Source organism: Burkholderia sp. NLJ2 (assembly GCF_049487195.1).
GTDB lineage: Bacteria > Pseudomonadota > Gammaproteobacteria > Burkholderiales > Burkholderiaceae > Burkholderia > Burkholderia pyrrocinia.
The window spans coordinates 90,143-107,380 of sequence record NZ_CP137808.1; the positions used below are offsets into that span (position 1 = coordinate 90,143).

General features: G+C 66.6%; 17 protein-coding genes. 11 read left to right on the plus strand and 6 right to left on the minus strand.

Going from position 1 to position 17,238, the window contains the following annotated elements; genetic code table 11:
• Positions 1-5: 5 nt before the first annotated feature.
• From R9B84_RS00385 to R9B84_RS00405, 5 genes are all read left to right on the plus strand, one after another.
• Complete coding sequence (locus R9B84_RS00385; RefSeq protein WP_423758837.1) at positions 6-1,121, plus strand: YbdK family carboxylate-amine ligase; 1,116 nt, start codon at positions 6-8, stop codon at positions 1,119-1,121.
• A 507-nt stretch (positions 1,122-1,628) separates the two neighbouring features.
• Positions 1,629-2,267: a MarR family winged helix-turn-helix transcriptional regulator gene (locus R9B84_RS00390; protein WP_423758838.1), complete on the plus strand. Its 639-nt coding sequence runs from the start codon at positions 1,629-1,631 to the stop codon at positions 2,265-2,267.
• Between the two features lie 28 nt (positions 2,268-2,295).
• Positions 2,296-3,006, plus strand: a complete 711-nt coding sequence (locus tag R9B84_RS00395; RefSeq protein ID WP_423758839.1) for a glutamine amidotransferase — start codon at positions 2,296-2,298, stop codon at positions 3,004-3,006.
• A gap of 213 nt (positions 3,007-3,219) precedes the next feature.
• Positions 3,220-4,332, plus strand: coding sequence for an NADH:flavin oxidoreductase/NADH oxidase (locus R9B84_RS00400; protein WP_423758840.1), 1,113 nt, complete (start codon positions 3,220-3,222; stop codon positions 4,330-4,332).
• 178 nt (positions 4,333-4,510) lie between these two features.
• On the plus strand, positions 4,511-5,041 hold the full coding sequence (locus R9B84_RS00405) for an SET domain-containing protein (protein WP_342308313.1): 531 nt from the start codon (positions 4,511-4,513) through the stop codon (positions 5,039-5,041).
• Between the two features lie 174 nt (positions 5,042-5,215).
• On the opposite strand, the gene R9B84_RS00410 is transcribed toward R9B84_RS00405, so the two are convergent.
• Both R9B84_RS00410 and R9B84_RS00415 read right to left on the minus strand, forming a co-directional pair.
• Entirely contained in the window at positions 5,216-6,700 is a 1,485-nt protein-coding gene (locus R9B84_RS00410) for a sensor histidine kinase (RefSeq protein ID WP_423758841.1), read from the minus strand.
• Positions 6,701-6,815: 115 nt separating this feature from the next.
• Positions 6,816-7,508 (minus strand): response regulator, encoded by a 693-nt coding sequence (locus R9B84_RS00415; RefSeq protein ID WP_006401494.1) that lies wholly within the window; start codon positions 7,506-7,508, stop codon positions 6,816-6,818.
• Between the two features lie 122 nt (positions 7,509-7,630).
• Between R9B84_RS00415 and R9B84_RS00420 the strand changes: the two genes are divergently transcribed.
• On the plus strand, positions 7,631-7,861 hold the full coding sequence (locus R9B84_RS00420) for a DUF3717 domain-containing protein (protein ID WP_034183818.1): 231 nt from the start codon (positions 7,631-7,633) through the stop codon (positions 7,859-7,861).
• Positions 7,862-7,953: 92 nt separating this feature from the next.
• Here R9B84_RS00420 and R9B84_RS00425 read toward each other — a convergent pair whose 3' ends face one another.
• On the minus strand, positions 7,954-8,262 hold the full coding sequence (locus tag R9B84_RS00425; RefSeq protein ID WP_423759936.1) for a 4a-hydroxytetrahydrobiopterin dehydratase: 309 nt from the start codon (positions 8,260-8,262) through the stop codon (positions 7,954-7,956).
• A gap of 183 nt (positions 8,263-8,445) precedes the next feature.
• On the minus strand, positions 8,446-9,372 hold the full coding sequence (gene phhA, locus R9B84_RS00430; RefSeq protein WP_423758842.1) for a phenylalanine 4-monooxygenase: 927 nt from the start codon (positions 9,370-9,372) through the stop codon (positions 8,446-8,448).
• A 106-nt stretch (positions 9,373-9,478) separates the two neighbouring features.
• Here phhA and R9B84_RS00435 point away from each other — a divergent pair, with 106 nt between their 5' ends.
• On the plus strand, positions 9,479-9,964 hold the full coding sequence (locus R9B84_RS00435) for an Lrp/AsnC family transcriptional regulator (RefSeq protein WP_006408082.1): 486 nt from the start codon (positions 9,479-9,481) through the stop codon (positions 9,962-9,964).
• An 85-nt stretch (positions 9,965-10,049) separates the two neighbouring features.
• Here R9B84_RS00435 and R9B84_RS00440 read toward each other — a convergent pair whose 3' ends face one another.
• Both R9B84_RS00440 and R9B84_RS00445 read right to left on the minus strand, forming a co-directional pair.
• Positions 10,050-10,583 carry a class IV adenylate cyclase gene (locus tag R9B84_RS00440; protein WP_047899441.1) on the minus strand — a complete coding sequence of 178 codons (534 nt, stop codon included), beginning with the start codon at positions 10,581-10,583 and terminating at the stop codon, positions 10,050-10,052.
• Between the two features lie 168 nt (positions 10,584-10,751).
• On the minus strand, positions 10,752-11,651 hold the full coding sequence (locus R9B84_RS00445; RefSeq protein ID WP_423758843.1) for a LysR family transcriptional regulator: 900 nt from the start codon (positions 11,649-11,651) through the stop codon (positions 10,752-10,754).
• 559 nt (positions 11,652-12,210) lie between these two features.
• Here R9B84_RS00445 and R9B84_RS00450 point away from each other — a divergent pair.
• The 4 genes from R9B84_RS00450 (at position 12,211) to R9B84_RS00465 (ending at position 17,153) form a co-directional block, all read left to right on the plus strand.
• Positions 12,211-13,896, plus strand: a complete 1,686-nt coding sequence (locus R9B84_RS00450; protein WP_423758844.1) for a GMC family oxidoreductase — start codon at positions 12,211-12,213, stop codon at positions 13,894-13,896.
• A gap of 449 nt (positions 13,897-14,345) precedes the next feature.
• On the plus strand, positions 14,346-15,125 hold the full coding sequence (locus tag R9B84_RS00455) for an ABC transporter ATP-binding protein (RefSeq protein ID WP_006477266.1): 780 nt from the start codon (positions 14,346-14,348) through the stop codon (positions 15,123-15,125).
• Positions 15,122-15,877 (plus strand): ABC transporter ATP-binding protein, encoded by a 756-nt coding sequence (locus R9B84_RS00460; RefSeq protein ID WP_047899444.1) that lies wholly within the window; start codon positions 15,122-15,124, stop codon positions 15,875-15,877. Before R9B84_RS00455 ends, R9B84_RS00460 begins: the two co-directional genes overlap by 4 nt.
• 76 nt (positions 15,878-15,953) lie before the next feature.
• Positions 15,954-17,153 (plus strand): ABC transporter substrate-binding protein, encoded by a 1,200-nt coding sequence (locus R9B84_RS00465; RefSeq protein ID WP_423758845.1) that lies wholly within the window; start codon positions 15,954-15,956, stop codon positions 17,151-17,153.
• Positions 17,154-17,238 lie beyond the last annotated feature (85 nt).

Below are 17,238 nucleotides of genomic sequence, written 5' to 3' on the forward strand. Positions count from 1 at the left end.
CTGCCATGGCACTCGAAACCTTCGTCAATTCCGAACCGTTCACGTTCGGCGTCGAACTGGAGATCCAGGTCGTCAACACGCATAACTACGACCTGACCAAGGCTGCATCCGACCTGATGCGCCTGATCCAGGGCGAGACCTTTCCGGGCAACATCACGCCGGAAATCACCGAGAGCATGATCGAGCTGTCGACCGGCATCTGCCATTCGCACGAGCAGGCGGTCGGCGAGCTGCATGCGATCCGCGACGTGCTCGTGAAGGCGGCCGACCAACTCAACGTCGGGCTCGCCGGCGGCGGCACGCACGCGTTCCAGCAATGGAGCGACCGGCAGATCTACGATGCGCCGCGCTTCCAGTACATCTCCGAGCTGTACGGTTACCTGGCCAAACAGTTCACCGTGTTCGGCCAGCACGTGCATATCGGCTGTCCCGATCCCGACAGCGCGCTGTTCCTGCTGCATTCGATGTCGCGCTTCATTCCGCACTTCATCGCGCTGTCCGCATCGTCGCCGTTCGTGCAGAACGTCGATACGGGCTTCCATTCGGCACGCCTGAATTCGGTGTTCGCGTTCCCGCTGTCGGGCCGCGCGCCGTTCGTGCTGACCTGGGACAGCTTCGAGGAGTACTTCATGAAGATGGTGAACACGGGCGTGGTCAACTCGATGAAGGACTTCTACTGGGACATCCGCCCGAAGCCCGGCTACGGGACGATCGAGGTGCGCGTGATGGATACGCCGCTGTCGGTCGACCGCGCGGCGGCGATCGCCTGCTACATCCAGACGCTCGCGCGCTACCTGCTGACCGACCGGCCGCTGAAGCTGTCGGAGGACGACTACCTCGTCTACACGTTCAACCGTTTCGAAGCGTGCCGCTTCGGGCTCGAGGGCACCTGCGTGAATCCTCAGACGGGTGAGCGCCGCACGATCGCCGAGGACATCCTCGACACGCTCGACAAGATCGCGCCGCATGCGGCCGCGCTCGGTTCGCGCGCGGCGCTCGACGAGATCGGCGCGCTTGCCAAGGCGCGCGTGAACGACGCATCGTGGTTGAGAACCGTTTTCAAACAGGAAAAATCGCTGAACGAGACGGTCAGGCAGCAGTGCTTACGTTGGCGTGAATGAAAAAATGTTTTGCAGATAACAGGCTCGACCGCGTCGCGATTCGCTGAACGACGGTGGGCGCCGTATCGGGCCGAAATCGTTGCCAGTCGTCCTTAAAATCTGTGGATAACCCGATATTCCGCTGCAAAGTCAACGGTCTGCGGGTGGGATAACCCGGTGGATCATTGCCGTTCGCCCGATGGCCGATCCGAACCGGAAAATGCTGGTGCGCCCCGTTCCGCGGGCGTGCGGCATTGCAGGCACAACGAAAAATTTCAGTTATCCAGCGATTTTCCACAGAATGCAGGGGATAACTTAGCTGTGCGATTTTCCGCTCTCGCTTAGAATGTCGGCTTTGCGGACACCGGAACGACGCGTGTCTCACCGGTCGCCGCGAATGCGACCGCCGCGTGTGCCTCGCGACGGCCGTGCTGACGCACTCGGAAGAGCGCGTCTGTTTTGAGATGGACATTCGATCTCCACACTACGGCCGCTCGGCAATCCGGGCGGCGGCAAAGCGAAAAGACTATGAGCGAAGGCGTTTACGGGAACCAGGCTTCGGGACGTGTCACCCACAGCCTGCTGCGGTTGAGTACGGCCATGCGAAGCCAGGCATGGGATTGGGCGGAAGGCGCGGGCCTCACGCCGACGCAGGGCGAGATCCTCGTGCTGCTGCTGCAGCGCAAGGGCCCGATGCGGCTCGGCGAGATTGCGCGCGAGACGCAGCTCACCGCGGCGACCACGAGCGATGCGGTCAGCACGCTCGAGACGAAGGGGCTCGTCGAGAAGCGCCGCGCGCTGGACGACGGCCGTGCACTGGCCGTGCGCCTGTCGGCGCGTGGCCGTACGGCCGCGAAGAAGGCGCTGCAATGGCCTGAATTCCTGACGAAAGCGGTCGGCAAGCTCGGCGCGGACGAGCAGGGCGCACTGTATCGCGCACTGTTGAAGACGCTGCGCGAGCTGCAGGTGGCCGGTGCGACGCCGCCGCAGCGCATGTGCGTGACGTGCGCCCACTTCCGGCCGGGCAAGCTGTCGAAGAAGACCGTGCATTACTGCGCGGCGCTCGATATCTCGATGTCCGACAGCGACCTGCGTCTCGACTGCTCGGTGCAGGAAGAAGCCGACGCGGCCACGCAGAAGAAGACCTGGAAGATTTTCGCAGGCTGACGTCCGTCGATCGACCGGGAGGCCGATGATGAACGCTGAAGTCGTGGCGATCCGCCACGTGCATTTCGAGGATCTCGGGAGCTTCGAGCAGGTGCTCGGCGAACGGGGCCGGCGGGTGCGCTACGTCGATGTCGGGTCGTCGCGGGTCGAGGTGCTCAATGTGCTCGAGCCGTCGCTGTTGGTCGTGCTCGGCGGGCCGCTCAGCGTGTACGACGATGCGCAGTATCCGACGATCGCGCCGCTTGCGGCGCTCGTGCGCCAGCGCATCGACGCGGGGCTGCCGATCGTCGGCATCTGCCTCGGCGCGCAGTTCATCGCCCGTGCGCTCGGCGCGCGCGTCTATCCGGCCGCGCAGCACGAACTCGGCTGGGCGCCGTTGACGCTCACCGATGCCGGCCGCGCGTCGGCGTTGCGCCATCTCGATGGCGCGGCGACGTCGATGCTGCACTGGCACGGCGATACGTTCGACCTGCCGGGCGGCGCGATCCATCTCGCGTCGACGCCGGCGTGCCGCCACCAGGCATTCGCATGGGGGCAGCACGTGCTGGCGCTGCAATGCCATCCGGAAATCCGCACCGACCGCTTCGAACCGTGGCTGATCGGGAACGCCGGCGAAATCGCAGCGACGCCCGGCGTCGACGCGCGCCAGTTGCGTGACGATACCGCGCAGCACGGCCCCGCGCTCGAAGCGGCCGCACGGCGCATGTTCGCGGAGTGGCTCGACGGCGTCGGGCTCTGACGCCGCGGGCGGCGCCGCTCGCCGCGAATCCTTGGCCCGGCCGGCATCCGTTGCAGGCCGGCGCATCGCTGCATGCGACGCGTTTACCGCCGCGCCGGCAACCTGCTGCCGGCCGCACCTGACCATCTCCTTACTGCCGATCGCGTTATCTGCGCGCTTCAAGCCTGCGTGCTACGCTCGTCCGCTCTTTCCCTTTCCAGGCGAGCGGCCTCCATGACTGCGCTATTTTCCCCGTTCACGCTGCGCGGCGTGACCCTTCCGAACCGGATCGTGATCTCGCCGATGTGCCAGTACTCGGCCGAACGCGGTGAAGCGACCGACTGGCACATGATTCACCTCGGCCATCTCGCGCTGTCGGGCGCGGGCCTGCTCTGCATCGAGGCGACCGCCGTGGAACCCGACGGGCGCATCACGCATGCTGACCTCGGCCTCTGGGACGACGTGACCGAAGCTGCGCTGAAGCCCGTGCTGGCCGCGATCCGCAAGCATTCGCCGATCCGCGTCGCGATGCAGTTGTCGCATGCGGGACGCAAGGCATCGAGCGAGGTGCCGTGGAACGGCGGCCAGCTCGTGTCCGTCGCCGACGGCGGCTGGCTGCCGCATGGGCCGTCTGCCGTGCCGCACAAGGAAGGCGAGACGCCGCCGCTCGCGCTCGATGCCGCGGGCCTGAACCGGATCCGCGAAGCGTTCGCGGCCGCTGCGAAGCGTGCCGCGCGGCTTGGCATCGACGCGATCGAAGTGCACGCGGCGCACGGCTACCTGCTGCACCAGTTCCTGTCGCCGCTCGCGAACCGCCGCACCGACGAATACGGCGGCTCGCGCGAAAACCGGATGCGTTTTCCGCTCGAGATCTTCGAGATCGTGCGAGCGGCGTTTCCGGAAGACCGGCCGGTCGGCGTGCGCGTGTCCGCGACCGACTGGGTCGAAGGCGGCTGGGAGCTCGACGACACGATCGCATTCGCGCACGAACTGAAGCGCCGTGGCTGCGACTGGATCGACGTGTCGTCCGGCGGCGTGTCGCCGCTGCAGAAGATTCCGCTGTCGCCCGGTTACCAGGTGCCGTTCGCGCAGGCCGTGAAGCGCGCGGTCGGCATGCCGACGGTGGCGGTCGGCCTGATCAACGATCCCGCGCATGCGAACCGGCTCATCGAGGCCGACGATGCCGATTTCGTCGCGATGGCGCGCGCGATGCTGTACGACCCGCGCTGGCCGTGGCACGCGGCGGCCGAGCTCGGTGCGCAGGTGACGGCGCCGCCGCAGTACTGGCGCTCGCAGCCGCGCGAGCACAAGGCGTTGTTCGGCGACATCGCATTCGGCCAGCGTTGAGCGTCGAGCGCGCAATATTGCGCGCGATGTTGAACGAAGCAATATCGAACGTGTAGGATGCGGGTGATTCGCCGCATGCCCCGACGCGGCACCAACCGGTGCCGCGTTTTCGTTTGGCGCGCGCCGGGCCGCGATCGCGGCTGTCTTCCATTCATTCGTCTTCACAAGGATTCGTTCGATGAGTTCACGCAGGATCGCGGTACGCCGCTCGGGAGTACACGGCAAGGGCGTGTTCGCGGTGGAGCCGATCAAGGCCGGCGAACGCGTAGTGGAATACAAGGGCGAGCGAATTTCGTGGAAGGAAGCGCTGCGTCGCCATCCGCACGATCCGAGCGAGCCGAACCATACGTTTTACTTCGCACTGGACGAAGGCGGCGTGATCGACGGCAAGATCGACGGCAACAGCGCGCGCTGGATCAACCATTCGTGCGCGCCGAATTGCGAAGCCGAGGAAGTCAAAGGCCGCGTGTTCATCCACGCGCTGCGCGACATCGGGCCGGAAGAGGAGCTGTTCTACGACTACGGCCTCGTGATCGACGCGAAGCTGACGAAGAAGCTCAAGCGCGAATACGCGTGCCATTGCGGCGCGGCTTCGTGCCGCGGCACGCTGCTCGCGACGTCGGATGACGGCGAGAAGAAGAAAAAGAAGAAGGACAAGAAGGACGGCAAGTCCGAGTCCGGGGCGAAGGACAAGAAAAACCGGAAGTGATGCAGGCGGCGGCGCATCGTGCGCTGCCGCTGCCGCTGCCGCTCCTGCTCCTGCTTCCGCTGCCGCTCCTGCTTCCGCTGACGGCTGCCGCGTTGTGCGGCAGTCCTTCCCGTTTCCTTATCCGTCGGGTGGCCCGGTCAACGGTCGCCCGACGCGAATCGCCAGGGGAATCGCTCAATGCGCCGACGCGGCGGCCGGCGTTTCGCTGGCCGGCTTCTCCGTGCGCTGGGCGAGCGGCACCCGCACCACGAAGCGTGAACCGCCTTCCGGCGCATCCTCGTACGACACCGTACCGCCATGCATCGCGATGATGTCGTGCACGATCGCCAGGCCGAGCCCGGCGCCCGTTTCGACACCGTTGCCGCTTTGCGCGTCGCCGCGGAAGAAGCGCTTGAACAAGTCGGCCTGCTGGTTCGCGGGCACGCCCGGGCCGTTGTCCTCGACGACGATCTCGGCGGCCGGCAGGCCGTCTTCGAGCGCGCTGCGCGCGACGTTCACCGTGATTCGCGCACCGTTCGGCCGCGCGAGCGGCACGTATTTCAGCGCATTGTCGAGCAGGTTCGCGATCACCTCGCGCAGCAGCACGGGGTTGCCGCGCACGATCAGCTTCTCGTCGTCGCCGGGGTCGTCGCTGCGCTGGAAGCCGAGGTCGACATGCGACGCGAGCGCGCGCGGCACCCATTCGGCACCCGTCTCGAACGCCATGGCCGCGAGGTCGACGTCGACGAACCGCGCGGCCTGTTCGCCCGGTTCCGCACGCGCGAGCGACAGCAACTGGTTCGACAGCCGCACCGCGCGGTCGGCGGCCGCGCGCAGCTCGCGCACCGCGGCGAAGGTCTGGTGCGGGTCGCGCGCGACGGCAGCCTGCTCCGCATGCAGCTTCACGGCCGTGAGCGGCGTGCGCAACTGGTGCGCGGCATCGGCGATGAACTTGCGCTGCGCGTCGAGCGCGGTCTTCAGGCGGCCGAGCAGCGCGTTCATCGCACTCGTCAGCGGCCGGATCTCCAGTGGCACCTCGGTTTCGTCGACCGGTTCCAGCGACGTGTGGGTCTGCCGGTTCAGCGAATCGGCGAGATGCGTGAGCGGGCCGAGCTGCTGGTTCACGACGCGCCACACGATGCCCCAGCCCGCGAGGAGCAGCAACAGCAGCGGCATCATGATCGCGACGAGGAATTCGGCCGCGATCCGGTAGCGGTGCCGCACCGGCTGCGCGACCTCGACGACCATCGGCTTGCCGCCTTCGACGTCGTCGACGCGCACCTGCGCGACGCGCACCGCGCGGTTGTCGTACTCGGCCTCGAACACGTACGCGTAATGCATGCGGCGTACGTTGATGCCCTGCAGCGGCAGCTTCGGATCGCCGGCGAGTTCCTGTTCGCCGTCGCTGATCCGGTAGATCAGCGCTTCCGCGGGATCGGAGAACATCGCCTGCGCGAGCGGCGGCACCGTGAACGGCGCGTCGGGGCCGGCGATCTGGATCTGTTTCGAGATGGCGGTCGCGAGATCGGCGAGCGAGCGGTCGATCACGTGCTGCGTGTATTGCCACGCGAGCCAGTAGGCAATCAGGCCGCTCATCAGCGCGAGCATCGACAGCGGTGCGGCGAGGCGCCGGAGTAGCGAGCGGCGCAGGCTGGTGGTCACAGCCGGATCAGGAGACATTTCGACGGGCAAATGGATAAGCGCCGCTCACGGGGAGCGGCGCGGTCGTGCGCCGGGCGGCGACGCGGAGCAGGGCGCATCCGCCGGCGGCACGCGGCCGGCCGGCGGGCGCCGCTCAGACGCTCGCCGTCTGGCGGATTTCCTGCAGCAGGTAGCCGAAACCGCGCACCGTGACGATTTCGACACGGCACTGCTCGAGTTTCTTGCGCACGCGGTGCACATAGACTTCGATCGCGGTGTCGCCGAGATCGCCGCCGAAGTGCGTGAGGTGGTCCTGCAACTGGGCCTTGCTGACGACGCGGCCGTGACGCAGCAGCAGCATCTCGAGCACCGCGAACTCGCGCGGCGACAGTTCGAGCGGCTTGTCGTCGTTGAAGATGCGGCGGTCGACGCCCGACAGGCGGACGCCGCCGAGCGACACTTCCGGACGCGGCATGTCGCTGTGCGGGCCGCTGCGGCGCATCACCGCGCGGATGCGCGCTTCGAGCTCGGCCGGCTCGAACGGCTTGAGCATGTAGTCGTCGGCGCCCGAGTTCAGGCCCTGGATCCGGTCGTTCAGCTCGTCGCGTGCGGTCAGCACGATGACGGGCGTGTGGCGGTTGGTCTGGCGGAAACGCGTGAGCAGCGTCATCCCGTCGATGCCCGGGAGGCCGAGGTCGAGGATCACGAGTTCGTGGCGGTTTTGTGCCAGCGCCTGTTCGGCAAAAATGCCGTCATGCACCATGTCGACGGTGAAGCCAGCCTGCTCGAGGCTGCTCTGGATTCCGCGTGCGATGGGGCGGTCGTCTTCGATCAGAAGGAGTCGCATGAAGTTCGCTCAAGTACAATGGGTTGGCGGTTCAGGCACGCGGACAGCACGAAGCCGTTTCCACAGGGGCGCCGCATCGCGTGACATCAAGCATGGCGGCCAGCGAACGATTAAATCCAATCATGTCCGATATTTCGATCAACGACCTTGAAGCCGCGATCAATTTCTGGCGCGCCCGCTCGCCGTCGAGCGGCGACGAACTCAAACTCTGCGAAGAGGCCAGCGCGCTCTCCAAGCCGTATGCGCTGCTGATTGTACAGCGCGAAAGCGCGCTGCAACTGGAAGGTTTGGACCCCAAGGCACGGAAAGCCTACGAGACTTACGTGCGCCTTAAGGATGGCTTGGAAAGCTGAAGGCTTTCGCTGACTACATCCTAGAAAACGTTCATCGAAATGAAAAGTTGACGCGCCGCGCATCGAAAGATGCGCGGCGGTAGAGGAAGGTCTCAGGCGGCAGGTTTCGCGTGTGCGCCGGCGCGGTCGATGAACAGCGCGAGTTCGATGTCGCGTTCGGTCAGGCCGTCGGCGTCGTGGGTCGACAGCGTGACGTCGACGCGGCTGTACACGTTGAACCATTCCGGATGGTGGTTCATTTCCTGCGCCTTGATCGCGACGCGCGTCATGAAACCGAAGGCTTCATTGAAATCGGCGAAGCGCAGGCTGCGCTGGATCGCGTCGCGGCCCGGCATGGCTGTCCAGAGCGGCAGGCCTTCGAGCCGGGTCTTGCGTTCTTCTGATGTGAGCTTGTGGATCATCTTGCACCTCTCGTTCGGTAACGGCGCCCGCGCGCGGCTGCGCCGCGCGACGAAGCCGGCACCGGTCATTGTTTCATAGTTGTGGGACGGCCATCCGGGGACGGGCATCCGGGGACGGGCATCCGGGGACGGCCATCCGGGGTCGGGCAACGGGCGGCCGGCCATCCGGCGCATGTTGGCGCGTCACGCGTCGGCGTCGTCGGGCCAGCCTTCGCCCGTGCCGCGATGCAGCACGCGATCGGTATCGAGCACCGCGCCGGCCGCGAATTCGGCCAGCGCCGCGAGCCGGTCGGCCAGCGCGCGGCCGTCGACGTCGGCGAGCGCGAACAACTGCGCGAAATCGTCGATCACGAAGTAGGTCTTCTGGAACGTGTCGATCCGGTACTTCGTGCGCATCACGCGTTCGAGATCGAAGCCGAGCCGGTTCGGCGCCGCGCTTTCGAGGCTGTACAGGCTTTCGCCCTTGCTCGACACGATCCCGGCGCCGTAGATCGACAGCCCGTTCGTGCCGCGCGGGTCACGGATCAGCCCGAATTCGACTGTATACCAGTAGAGGCGAGCGAGCCGCGCCAGCGCCGCTTCGTCGTCGGCGACCGCGAGCGCGGTGCGGCCGTACGCCTGCATGTAGTCGGCGAACACCGGGTCGATCAGCAGCGGCACATGGCCGAACAGGTCGTGGAAGCAGTCGGGTTCCTGCAGGTAGTCGAGCTGGTCGGGGCGGCGCATCCACCAGGTGACCGGAAAACGCCGGTTCGCGAGATGCTCGAAGAACACGCGATCGGGCACGAGGCCCGGCACCGCGACGATCTCCCAGCCCGTCGCGGGCTTCAACTGGCGATTCACGTCGGCGAACGACGGCACGCGGTCGGCGGGCAGGTCGATCTTGCCGAGCCCCGCGACGAACGCGTCGCAGGCGCGCCCGCGCAGCAGCGCCGACTGGCGCGCATAGAGCTGCTTCCACACCGCATGGTCGACCTGGCCATAGCGTTCGAGCGGCTGGTCGATGGTGAAATCTGCGCGGGTTTCGAGGCCCGCGTCGAACTGCTCCTGCAGTTTCGCGGTGACGACGGTGGACATGATCAGGCTCTGCACGCTGTGGTTGGGAACCATGCAAGTGTAGAGCGGCCTGCGCGCGGAATGGGCGCAAAGTTGGCGTTGATTTGCCTGTTGATGCGATAATCTCGCATCAAATCACGAATCAATGCGGAGAATGCTCATGCTGGAACTCGATCACTTCGATCTCGCGCTGCTGGACGTGCTGCAGCGCTTCGGACGCGCGACGCATCAGCAGCTCGGCGAGGAGGTGCCGCTGTCGCCGTCGCAGATCGGCCGGCGGTTGCAGCGGCTCGAGGCGGCCGGCGTGATCGAAGGCTATCGCGTGATGCTGCGGCCCGAAAAGCTCGGGCTCGGCGTCACCGCGTTCACGAGCCTGAAGCTCAAGCACCACGGCGATTCGATCATCGAGCAGTTCCAGCAGCAGATCGACGTGCTGCCCGAAGTGCTCGAATGCCATGCGGTGGTGGGCGATGCCGACTACCTGCTGCGGATCGTCGCGCCCGACCTGAACGCGCTGTCGCAGTTCGTGATGAAGAAGCTGATGCGCGTGCCGGGCGTCGACAGCGTGCGCTCGAACATCGTGCTGACGACCTTCAAGCGCAACGGCGCGCTGCCGCTCGCGCACCTGGCGCCCGGCGCCGCGTGACGCGGCGGCAGGGCCAGCGCAAGCCCGTTATTAGCGGGAACCGGCCCCAGGCGGCGCGTGCCGTACCGCCGCCGGCGGGGCCGGATCAGACTGCTTCGTGCTGCGTATCGGCGTTCAGCAGGTCGACGTATGCGACCGCGACGAGATCGTCCTGCGATACGCCGAGCTTCGTGAACACGTCGTGCGCTTCGGCTTCGCCGCCGGCTTCGTCGTCGTCGGGCCCGAGCACGACTTCCAGTTCGATGAAATCGCCGAGGCCGTCGACGCGGTCGAGATGGATGCGCGTGCGGCCGGCGAGGTACACGTGCCGTTCCTTCGTCACGATCCCGCGCGTGGTCAGCGCGGTCGCGAGCAGCGCGTGCATCGCGTCGGGATTCGTCACGGGGCTGCGCGTGTAGTACGACGCCTTCGGGCCGTCGCGGTCGTCGCGCTGGTAGAAGATCAGTTCGGCCGGCGTGCCGTCTTCGAAGCGGCGCAGCTTCAGCCGGCCGCGCGGCACGTCATAGAAGAAATCCTGCTGGCGGTAGAACAGCGGCGCTTCGGTCGCGAGCGTCGCCGCGCGTTCGCGCAGCTGGTCGAATTCGCGGGCGCGGGCTTTGATCTCGATGTTGCGGGCCATGCGGGTCTCCTTCAAGAGGGGTCTCGCGGTGTGCGAACGCACAATCTAGCAAAAAGGCGGGGATGGTGGCGTGACGGCGGGCGGGAGGCGTGGCGAGATGCCGCGTGTTGCGTGCGACGCCGGCGCCCGGCGTGCGGCGCGTGGCGGCAGCGCTGTCATCAGCACCGCTCATATCGCCCACTGGGCTTCGATCAGTCGCAACGCGGCCGCGATCGCCGGTTCTTCGCGCCGCTCGGCGAGCGTCACGAACGTTAGTTCGGTCGGCACTGTCACGCGCTCGACAATTGTCAGCGCATGCGCGTGCGCTTCGGCCAGCGCAGTCGAGTCGCGCGCGAGCGTCAACCCGATGCCCGATTTGACGAGGTCGAGCATCGATTGCTCCTGGTCGACCTCGGCAACCTTGACGGGCTGCGCACCGGCTTGCGCGAAGCGCCGCGACAGCAGCCGGTGATGCGCGGACGCAGGCGGCGTCCAGATCCACGGCAGCGCGGCGAGCGCGCGCCAGTCGTGCGCGCGCTGCACGCGCTCCTTCCAGCCGGCCGGCGCGAGCACGCGGTACTGGAAATGCGTGAGCGTGACCGTGTGGAACAGCGCGCCGTCGAGCGGATCGTCCTCGCCGGGCCGGCCGATGTAGTAGCCGACGTCGAGCGCCTGCGCGCGCACCTGTTCGATCACCCAGCCCGACATCCCGTGCCGCAGCGCCGTCTCGATCTGCGGATGGGTTTCGACCAGCGCGCGCAGGAAGCCGCCGAGCCGCAGGAAGCCCGGATCGAGGATCGTGCCGATCCGCAGCCGGCCGCGCACCTCGTGCCGCAGCGCAGCCGCGGCGCGCTGCACGTCGGAGGCCGCGGCGAGCGCGCGTTCCGCATGCGGCAGCAGCGTCTGGCCGTCGCGCGTGAGCGCGAGCCCGCGCGACGTGCGCGTGAACAGCGCGACGCCGAGCGTTTCCTGCAGATGCTTGATCTGCAGGCTGACGGCCGGCTGTGTCAGGTGCAGTTGCGCGGCGGCGCGCGTCAGGTTGCCTTCGCGCGCGACCGTCGCGAACGCGCGGAGCAGGGTGAGATCCATCGTCGTGATATGAGCGCTGCTTATAACGCAGTTCAGCATAACTCATTGGATCGGCGGCCGGCAGCGGGAGTACGCTTCATCGGTCGCGTCGCCCGGCGGGTTTTGGCCGGCACCGGGCCGGGAATACGGCAGGGCAGGCGGGCGCTGCCGAAAGCGCGGCCCGCGACGACTATGCTTGAAATGACGCGCGGCATCGCAGCGCGCGGCGTAGAACAACAAGCTTTGCTTGGGATCAGCGTAAGGGCTGGAGCGCCAACGCTGGTCGACCGCGAAGCATGGGGCCAGCGTAAGCGCTGAAGCGCTAACTTGGGTCGACAGCTTTGCATGCGGCCACCGTAAGCGCTAAAGCGCTAACGTTGGTCGACCGCCGTGGGGGAAATAAGCGCTGAAGCGCCAACTCCATCCAGCCACGCCATGGGACCCGCGTAAGCGCTAAAGCGCCAACGCGGGCCGACCGCCGTGGGGATGGAGTAAGCGCTGAAGCGCTAACTCCATCCAGCCACGCCATGGGACCCGCGTAAGCGCTAAAGCGCTAACGCGGGTCGACGGGAGACAAGCCGTGAATACACAACGCACGCTCGAAGGCGAATTCGACTACGTAATCGTCGGCGCGGGCACCGCGGGCTGCGTGCTCGCGAATCGCCTGACCGAGGATCCCGACATCCGCGTGCTGCTGCTCGAAGCGGGCGGCAAGGACGACTATCACTGGATCCATATCCCGGTCGGCTATCTGTATTGCATCGGCAACCCGCGCACCGACTGGCTGTACAAGACGCAGCCCGAAGCGGCGCTCAACGGCCGCGCGCTGGCGTATCCGCGCGGCCGCGTGCTCGGCGGCTGCTCGTCGATCAACGGCATGATCTACATGCGCGGCCAGCGCGAGGATTACGACAGCTGGGCGCAGGAAACCGGCGACGCGGGCTGGTCGTGGGACAGCGTGCTGCCGATCTTCAAGCGCAGCGAGGATCACCATGCGGGCGCGAGCGACGCGCACGGCGCGGGCGGCTACTGGCGCGTCGAGAAGCAGCGGCTGCGCTGGGAGATCCTCGAATCGTTCGCGCAGGCCGCGCAGCAGACGGGCATCCCGGCGACCGACGATTTCAACCGCGGCGACAATTCCGGGGTCGGCTATTTCGAGGTGAACCAGAAGCGCGGCATACGCTGGAATACGTCGAAGGCGTTCCTGCGGCCCGCGATGGCGCGCCCGAACCTGACCGTGATCACCGGCGCGCAGGCGCAGCGCGTGGTCTTCGAAGGGCGGCGCGCGGTCGGCGTCGAGTATCACGGCGGCGGCACCGATTATGTCGCGCGCGCACGTGCGGAAGTGCTGCTGACGTCCGGCGCCGTGAATTCGCCGCAACTGCTCGAACTGTCGGGCGTCGGCTGCGGCCGGCGGCTGCAGGCGCTCGGCATCGACGTCGTGCAGGATCTGCCGGGCGTCGGCGAAAACCTGCAGGACCACCTGCAATTGCGGATGGCGTTTCGCGTCGAAGGCGTGCGTACGCTCAACACGCTGTCCGCGCACTGGTGGGGCAAGCTGATGATCGGCGCGGAATATGCGTTGCTGCAGCGCGGGCCGATGTCGATGGCGCCGTCGCAGCTCGGCGCATTCGCGAAATCCGATCCAGACGATCCCGCGCTCACGCGCCCCGATCTCGAATACCACGTGCAGCCGCTGTCGCTCGAACGCTTCGGCGAGCCGCTGCACAGCTTCAACGCGTTCACGGCGTCCGTCTGCCATCTGCGGCCGACGTCGCGCGGCAGCGTGCATGTCACGAGCGCCGATCCGGCCATCGCGCCCGCGATCGCGCCGAACTATCTGTCGACCGACCAGGATCGCCATGTCGCCGCGAATGCGCTGCGCCTCACGCGCCGGATCGCGTCCGCGCCGGCGCTTGCGCGCTATCGTCCCGAGGAAATCCTGCCGGGCGTGCAGTATCGGACCGAGGCAGAACTGATCGACGCGGCCGGCGCCGTCGGCACGACGATCTTCCATCCGGTCGGCACCTGCCGGATGGGGCGTGCCGATGACGAGCGCGCGGTGGTCGACAGCCGCCTGCGCGTGCGCGGCATCGCCGGATTGCGGATCATCGATGCATCGGTGATGCCGTTCATTACGTCGGGCAACACCAATTCGCCGACGCTGATGATTGCCGAGCGCGCGAGCGACATGATCCGTGCCGATCGCCGCGCGGCGCGCGACGCGACGCCGGTGCGAACGGAGGTCACGGTGACGGCCGCGTGACGGAACACTGACACGCGCGACAGCGGGCCGTCATACTGGCGCCCGCTGATTCGATATGCGAAACAAGCTGCTGTTGCAGTGGCTGTGCCGGTTGAGGCGGTTCGGACGGCAAGATCCATGCAAGCCGCGCAGTCGCGCGGTTTTTTCAATTGCACGCGTGCCGTGCGTTGCGCACGGTCGACTGTCGATGATGCACGTGTCAAAAAAGCGTGGTGAAAAACCGTGCAAACCGCATTCGGCATCGCGGCCAGCCCTATAAGTGCAAATCCCGATGATTGCACTGCACCAACGGCGCGACAATGTTGCGCAATGTGCATACGCGTCGGCGCGGGAGACCACCCTCGAGGCGTACCACGGCGCCCGGGGGCAGCCGGCTGATCCGCTGACCTGTTCGCGGTCGCTTGCACCTCGCTTCCCGGTGCTTCGCCTGACTTCGTACGGAAGGGAACATGATTCTCGGCGACACGATTCTGGAAACACGCGGACTGACGAAAGAATTCAGGGGTTTCACCGCCGTGAACGGCGTCAACCTGCGTGTGCGTCGCGGCGCGATTCATGCGCTGATCGGGCCGAACGGCGCGGGCAAGACCACCTGCTTCAACCTCCTCACCAAGTTCCTGACACCGACGGCCGGCCAGATCGTCTTCAACGGGATCGACATCACCGACGAGCGGCCCGCGCAGGTGGCACGGCGCGGCATCATCCGTTCGTTCCAGATCTCGGCCGTGTTCCCGCACCTGACCGCGCTGCAGAATGTGCGCATCGGCCTGCAGCGCGCGCTCGGCACCGAATTCCATTTCTGGCGCAGCGAACGCACGCTGAAGCGGCTCGACGACCGCGCGATGGATCTCCTCACGCAGGTCGGCCTCACCGATTTCGCGCACGTGCCGACCGTCGAGCTGGCCTACGGCCGCAAGCGTGCGCTCGAGATCGCGACGACGCTCGCGATGGAACCCGAACTGATGCTGCTCGACGAGCCCACGCAGGGGATGGGCCACGAGGACGTCGACCGCGTGACCGCGCTGATCAAGAAGGTCGCGAGCGGTCGCACGATCCTGATGGTCGAGCACAACATGAACGTGATCGCGGGCATCTCCGACACGATCACCGTCCTGCAACGCGGCGAGGTGCTGGCCGAAGGCTCGTATGCGGAAGTGTCGAAGAATCCGCTCGTGATCGAGGCCTACATGGGCAGTGCCGATGCGGCGCTCGCGGGGGCGCACGCATGAAGCACAGCGAACGGGAGGAACGCGAATTGAGCGGCGTCGAGAGCGGTACGCCCGCGCTGGAGATCACGGGCCTGGAGGCCTGGTACGGGGAATCCCACATATTGCACGGTGTCGACCTGACGGTGCATCGCGGCGAGGTCGTCACGCTGCTCGGCCGCAACGGCGCGGGCCGCACGACGACGCTGCGCGCGATCATGGGCCTCACGGGGCGCCGCAACGGGTCGATCAAGGTCGCGGGCAACGAGACGATCGGCCTCGCGACGCACCGCATCGCGCATTTCGGCATCGGCTACTGCCCGGAGGAACGCGGGATCTTCTCGAGCCTGTCGTGCGAGGAGAACCTGATGCTGCCGCCGCCGATCGGGCCGCGCGAGCACGCGATGTCGCTCGACGAGATCTACGCGATGTTCCCGAACCTCGCGTCGCGCCGGCAGAGCCAGGGCACGCGGCTGTCCGGCGGCGAGCAGCAGATGCTCGCGGTCGCGCGGATCCTGCGCACCGGCGCGAACCTGCTGCTGCTCGACGAGATTTCCGAAGGCCTCGCACCGGTGATCGTGCAGACGCTCGCGCGGATGATCGTTGCGCTGAAGGCGCGCGGCTACACGATCGTGATGGTCGAACAGAATTTCCGCTTTGCCGCGCCGCTTGCCGACCGCTTCTACGTGATGGAGCACGGCCGCATCGTCGAGCATTTCCGCGCGGCCGAACTGGAAAGCAAGATGCCGACCCTGCACGACCTGCTCGGGGTATGACGCCGCCCCGTTTCCTTTGCCGCTAGCCGTGGCGGCCTCGAACAACCACAACGCATCAGAACAACAGGAGACGTCAATGAAAATGAAGACCCTTGCACACGCCTGTCTCGCGCTCGCGACCGCCGCGTTCACTGCCGGCGCCGCGCATGCCGCGGATACCGTGAAGATCGGTTTTGTCACCGACATGTCGGGGCTTTACGCGGACATCGACGGCCAGGGCGGCCTCGAGGCGATCCGCATGGCGGTCGCCGACTTCGGCGGCAAGGTGCTCGGCAAGCCGATCGAGGTCGTGTACGCGGATCACCAGAACAAGGCGGACATTGCCGCGTCGAAGGCGCGCGAATGGATCGACCGCGGCGGGCTCGACCTGCTCGTCGGCGGCACGAATTCGGGGACGGCGCTGGCGATGGCCAAGCTCGCCGCGGAGAAGAAGAAGGTCTACATCAACATCGGTGCGGGCGCGGACACGCTGACGAACGAGGAGTGCACGCCGTACACGGTGCACTATGCGTACGACACGATGGCGCTCGCGAAAGGCACCGGCTCGGCGGTGGTGAAGCAGGGCGGCAAGACGTGGTTCTTCCTGACCGCCGACTACGCGTTCGGCAAGGCGCTCGAGAAGAATACGTCGGACGTCGTGAAGGCGAGCGGCGGACAGGTGCTGGGTGCGGTGCGGCATCCGCTGTCCGCGTCGGATTTCTCGTCGTTCCTGCTGCAGGCGCAATCGTCGAAGGCGCAGATCCTCGGCCTCGCGAACGCGGGCGGCGACACGATCAACGCGATCAAGGCCGCGAAGGAATTCGGCATCACGAAGACGATGAAGCTCGCCGGGCTGCTGATGTTCATCAACGACGTGCACAGCCTCGGCCTCGAGACGACGCAGGGCCTCGTGCTGACCGACAGCTGGTACTGGAACCGCGATGCGGTATCGCGCCAGTGGGCGCAGCGCTACTTCGGCAAGATGAAGAAGATGCCGTCGAGCCTGCAGGCGGCCGACTACTCGTCGGTGACGACCTACCTGAAGGCCGTCCAGGCGGCCGGCACGACCGACTCCGACAAGGTGATGGCCGAGCTGAAGAAGATCAGGATCAACGACTTCTACGCGAAGGGCTATATCCGCACGGACGGCAGCATGATCCACGACATGTACCTGATGGAAGTGAAGAAGCCGTCGGAATCGAAGGAGCCTTGGGACTACTACAAGGTGCTCGCGACGATTCCGGGCGAACAGGCGTTCGGGACCAAGCAGGAGACGCGCTGCGCGATGTGGAAGTAAGCGCGGCGTAGCGGCGCGCGCGGGCGCGCCGCACGGTGGCGGCTGCAGCGATGTGCCCGCTGCACCGCCCGCGTGCGCAATGCAG

Bases quoted from the DNA above. Each gene is read 5' to 3' on its own strand.
- R9B84_RS00385 (WP_423758837.1), top strand. From the start codon at position 6: ATGGCACTCGAAACCTTCGTCAATTCCGAACCGTTCACGTTCGGCGTC.
- R9B84_RS00390 (WP_423758838.1), top strand. From the start codon at position 1,629: ATGAGCGAAGGCGTTTACGGGAACCAGGCTTCGGGACGTGTCACCCAC.
- R9B84_RS00395 (WP_423758839.1), top strand. From the start codon at position 2,296: ATGAACGCTGAAGTCGTGGCGATCCGCCACGTGCATTTCGAGGATCTC.
- R9B84_RS00400 (WP_423758840.1), top strand. From the start codon at position 3,220: ATGACTGCGCTATTTTCCCCGTTCACGCTGCGCGGCGTGACCCTTCCG.
- R9B84_RS00405 (WP_342308313.1), top strand. From the start codon at position 4,511: ATGAGTTCACGCAGGATCGCGGTACGCCGCTCGGGAGTACACGGCAAG.
- R9B84_RS00410 (WP_423758841.1), bottom strand. From the start codon at position 6,700: ATGTCTCCTGATCCGGCTGTGACCACCAGCCTGCGCCGCTCGCTACTC.
- R9B84_RS00415 (WP_006401494.1), bottom strand. From the start codon at position 7,508: ATGCGACTCCTTCTGATCGAAGACGACCGCCCCATCGCACGCGGAATC.
- R9B84_RS00420 (WP_034183818.1), top strand. From the start codon at position 7,631: ATGTCCGATATTTCGATCAACGACCTTGAAGCCGCGATCAATTTCTGG.
- R9B84_RS00425 (WP_423759936.1), bottom strand. From the start codon at position 8,262: ATGATCCACAAGCTCACATCAGAAGAACGCAAGACCCGGCTCGAAGGC.
- phhA (WP_423758842.1), bottom strand. From the start codon at position 9,372: ATGGTTCCCAACCACAGCGTGCAGAGCCTGATCATGTCCACCGTCGTC.
- R9B84_RS00435 (WP_006408082.1), top strand. From the start codon at position 9,479: ATGCTGGAACTCGATCACTTCGATCTCGCGCTGCTGGACGTGCTGCAG.
- R9B84_RS00440 (WP_047899441.1), bottom strand. From the start codon at position 10,583: ATGGCCCGCAACATCGAGATCAAAGCCCGCGCCCGCGAATTCGACCAG.
- R9B84_RS00445 (WP_423758843.1), bottom strand. From the start codon at position 11,651: ATGGATCTCACCCTGCTCCGCGCGTTCGCGACGGTCGCGCGCGAAGGC.
- R9B84_RS00455 (WP_006477266.1), top strand. From the start codon at position 14,346: ATGATTCTCGGCGACACGATTCTGGAAACACGCGGACTGACGAAAGAA.
- R9B84_RS00460 (WP_047899444.1), top strand. From the start codon at position 15,122: ATGAAGCACAGCGAACGGGAGGAACGCGAATTGAGCGGCGTCGAGAGC.
- R9B84_RS00465 (WP_423758845.1), top strand. From the start codon at position 15,954: ATGAAAATGAAGACCCTTGCACACGCCTGTCTCGCGCTCGCGACCGCC.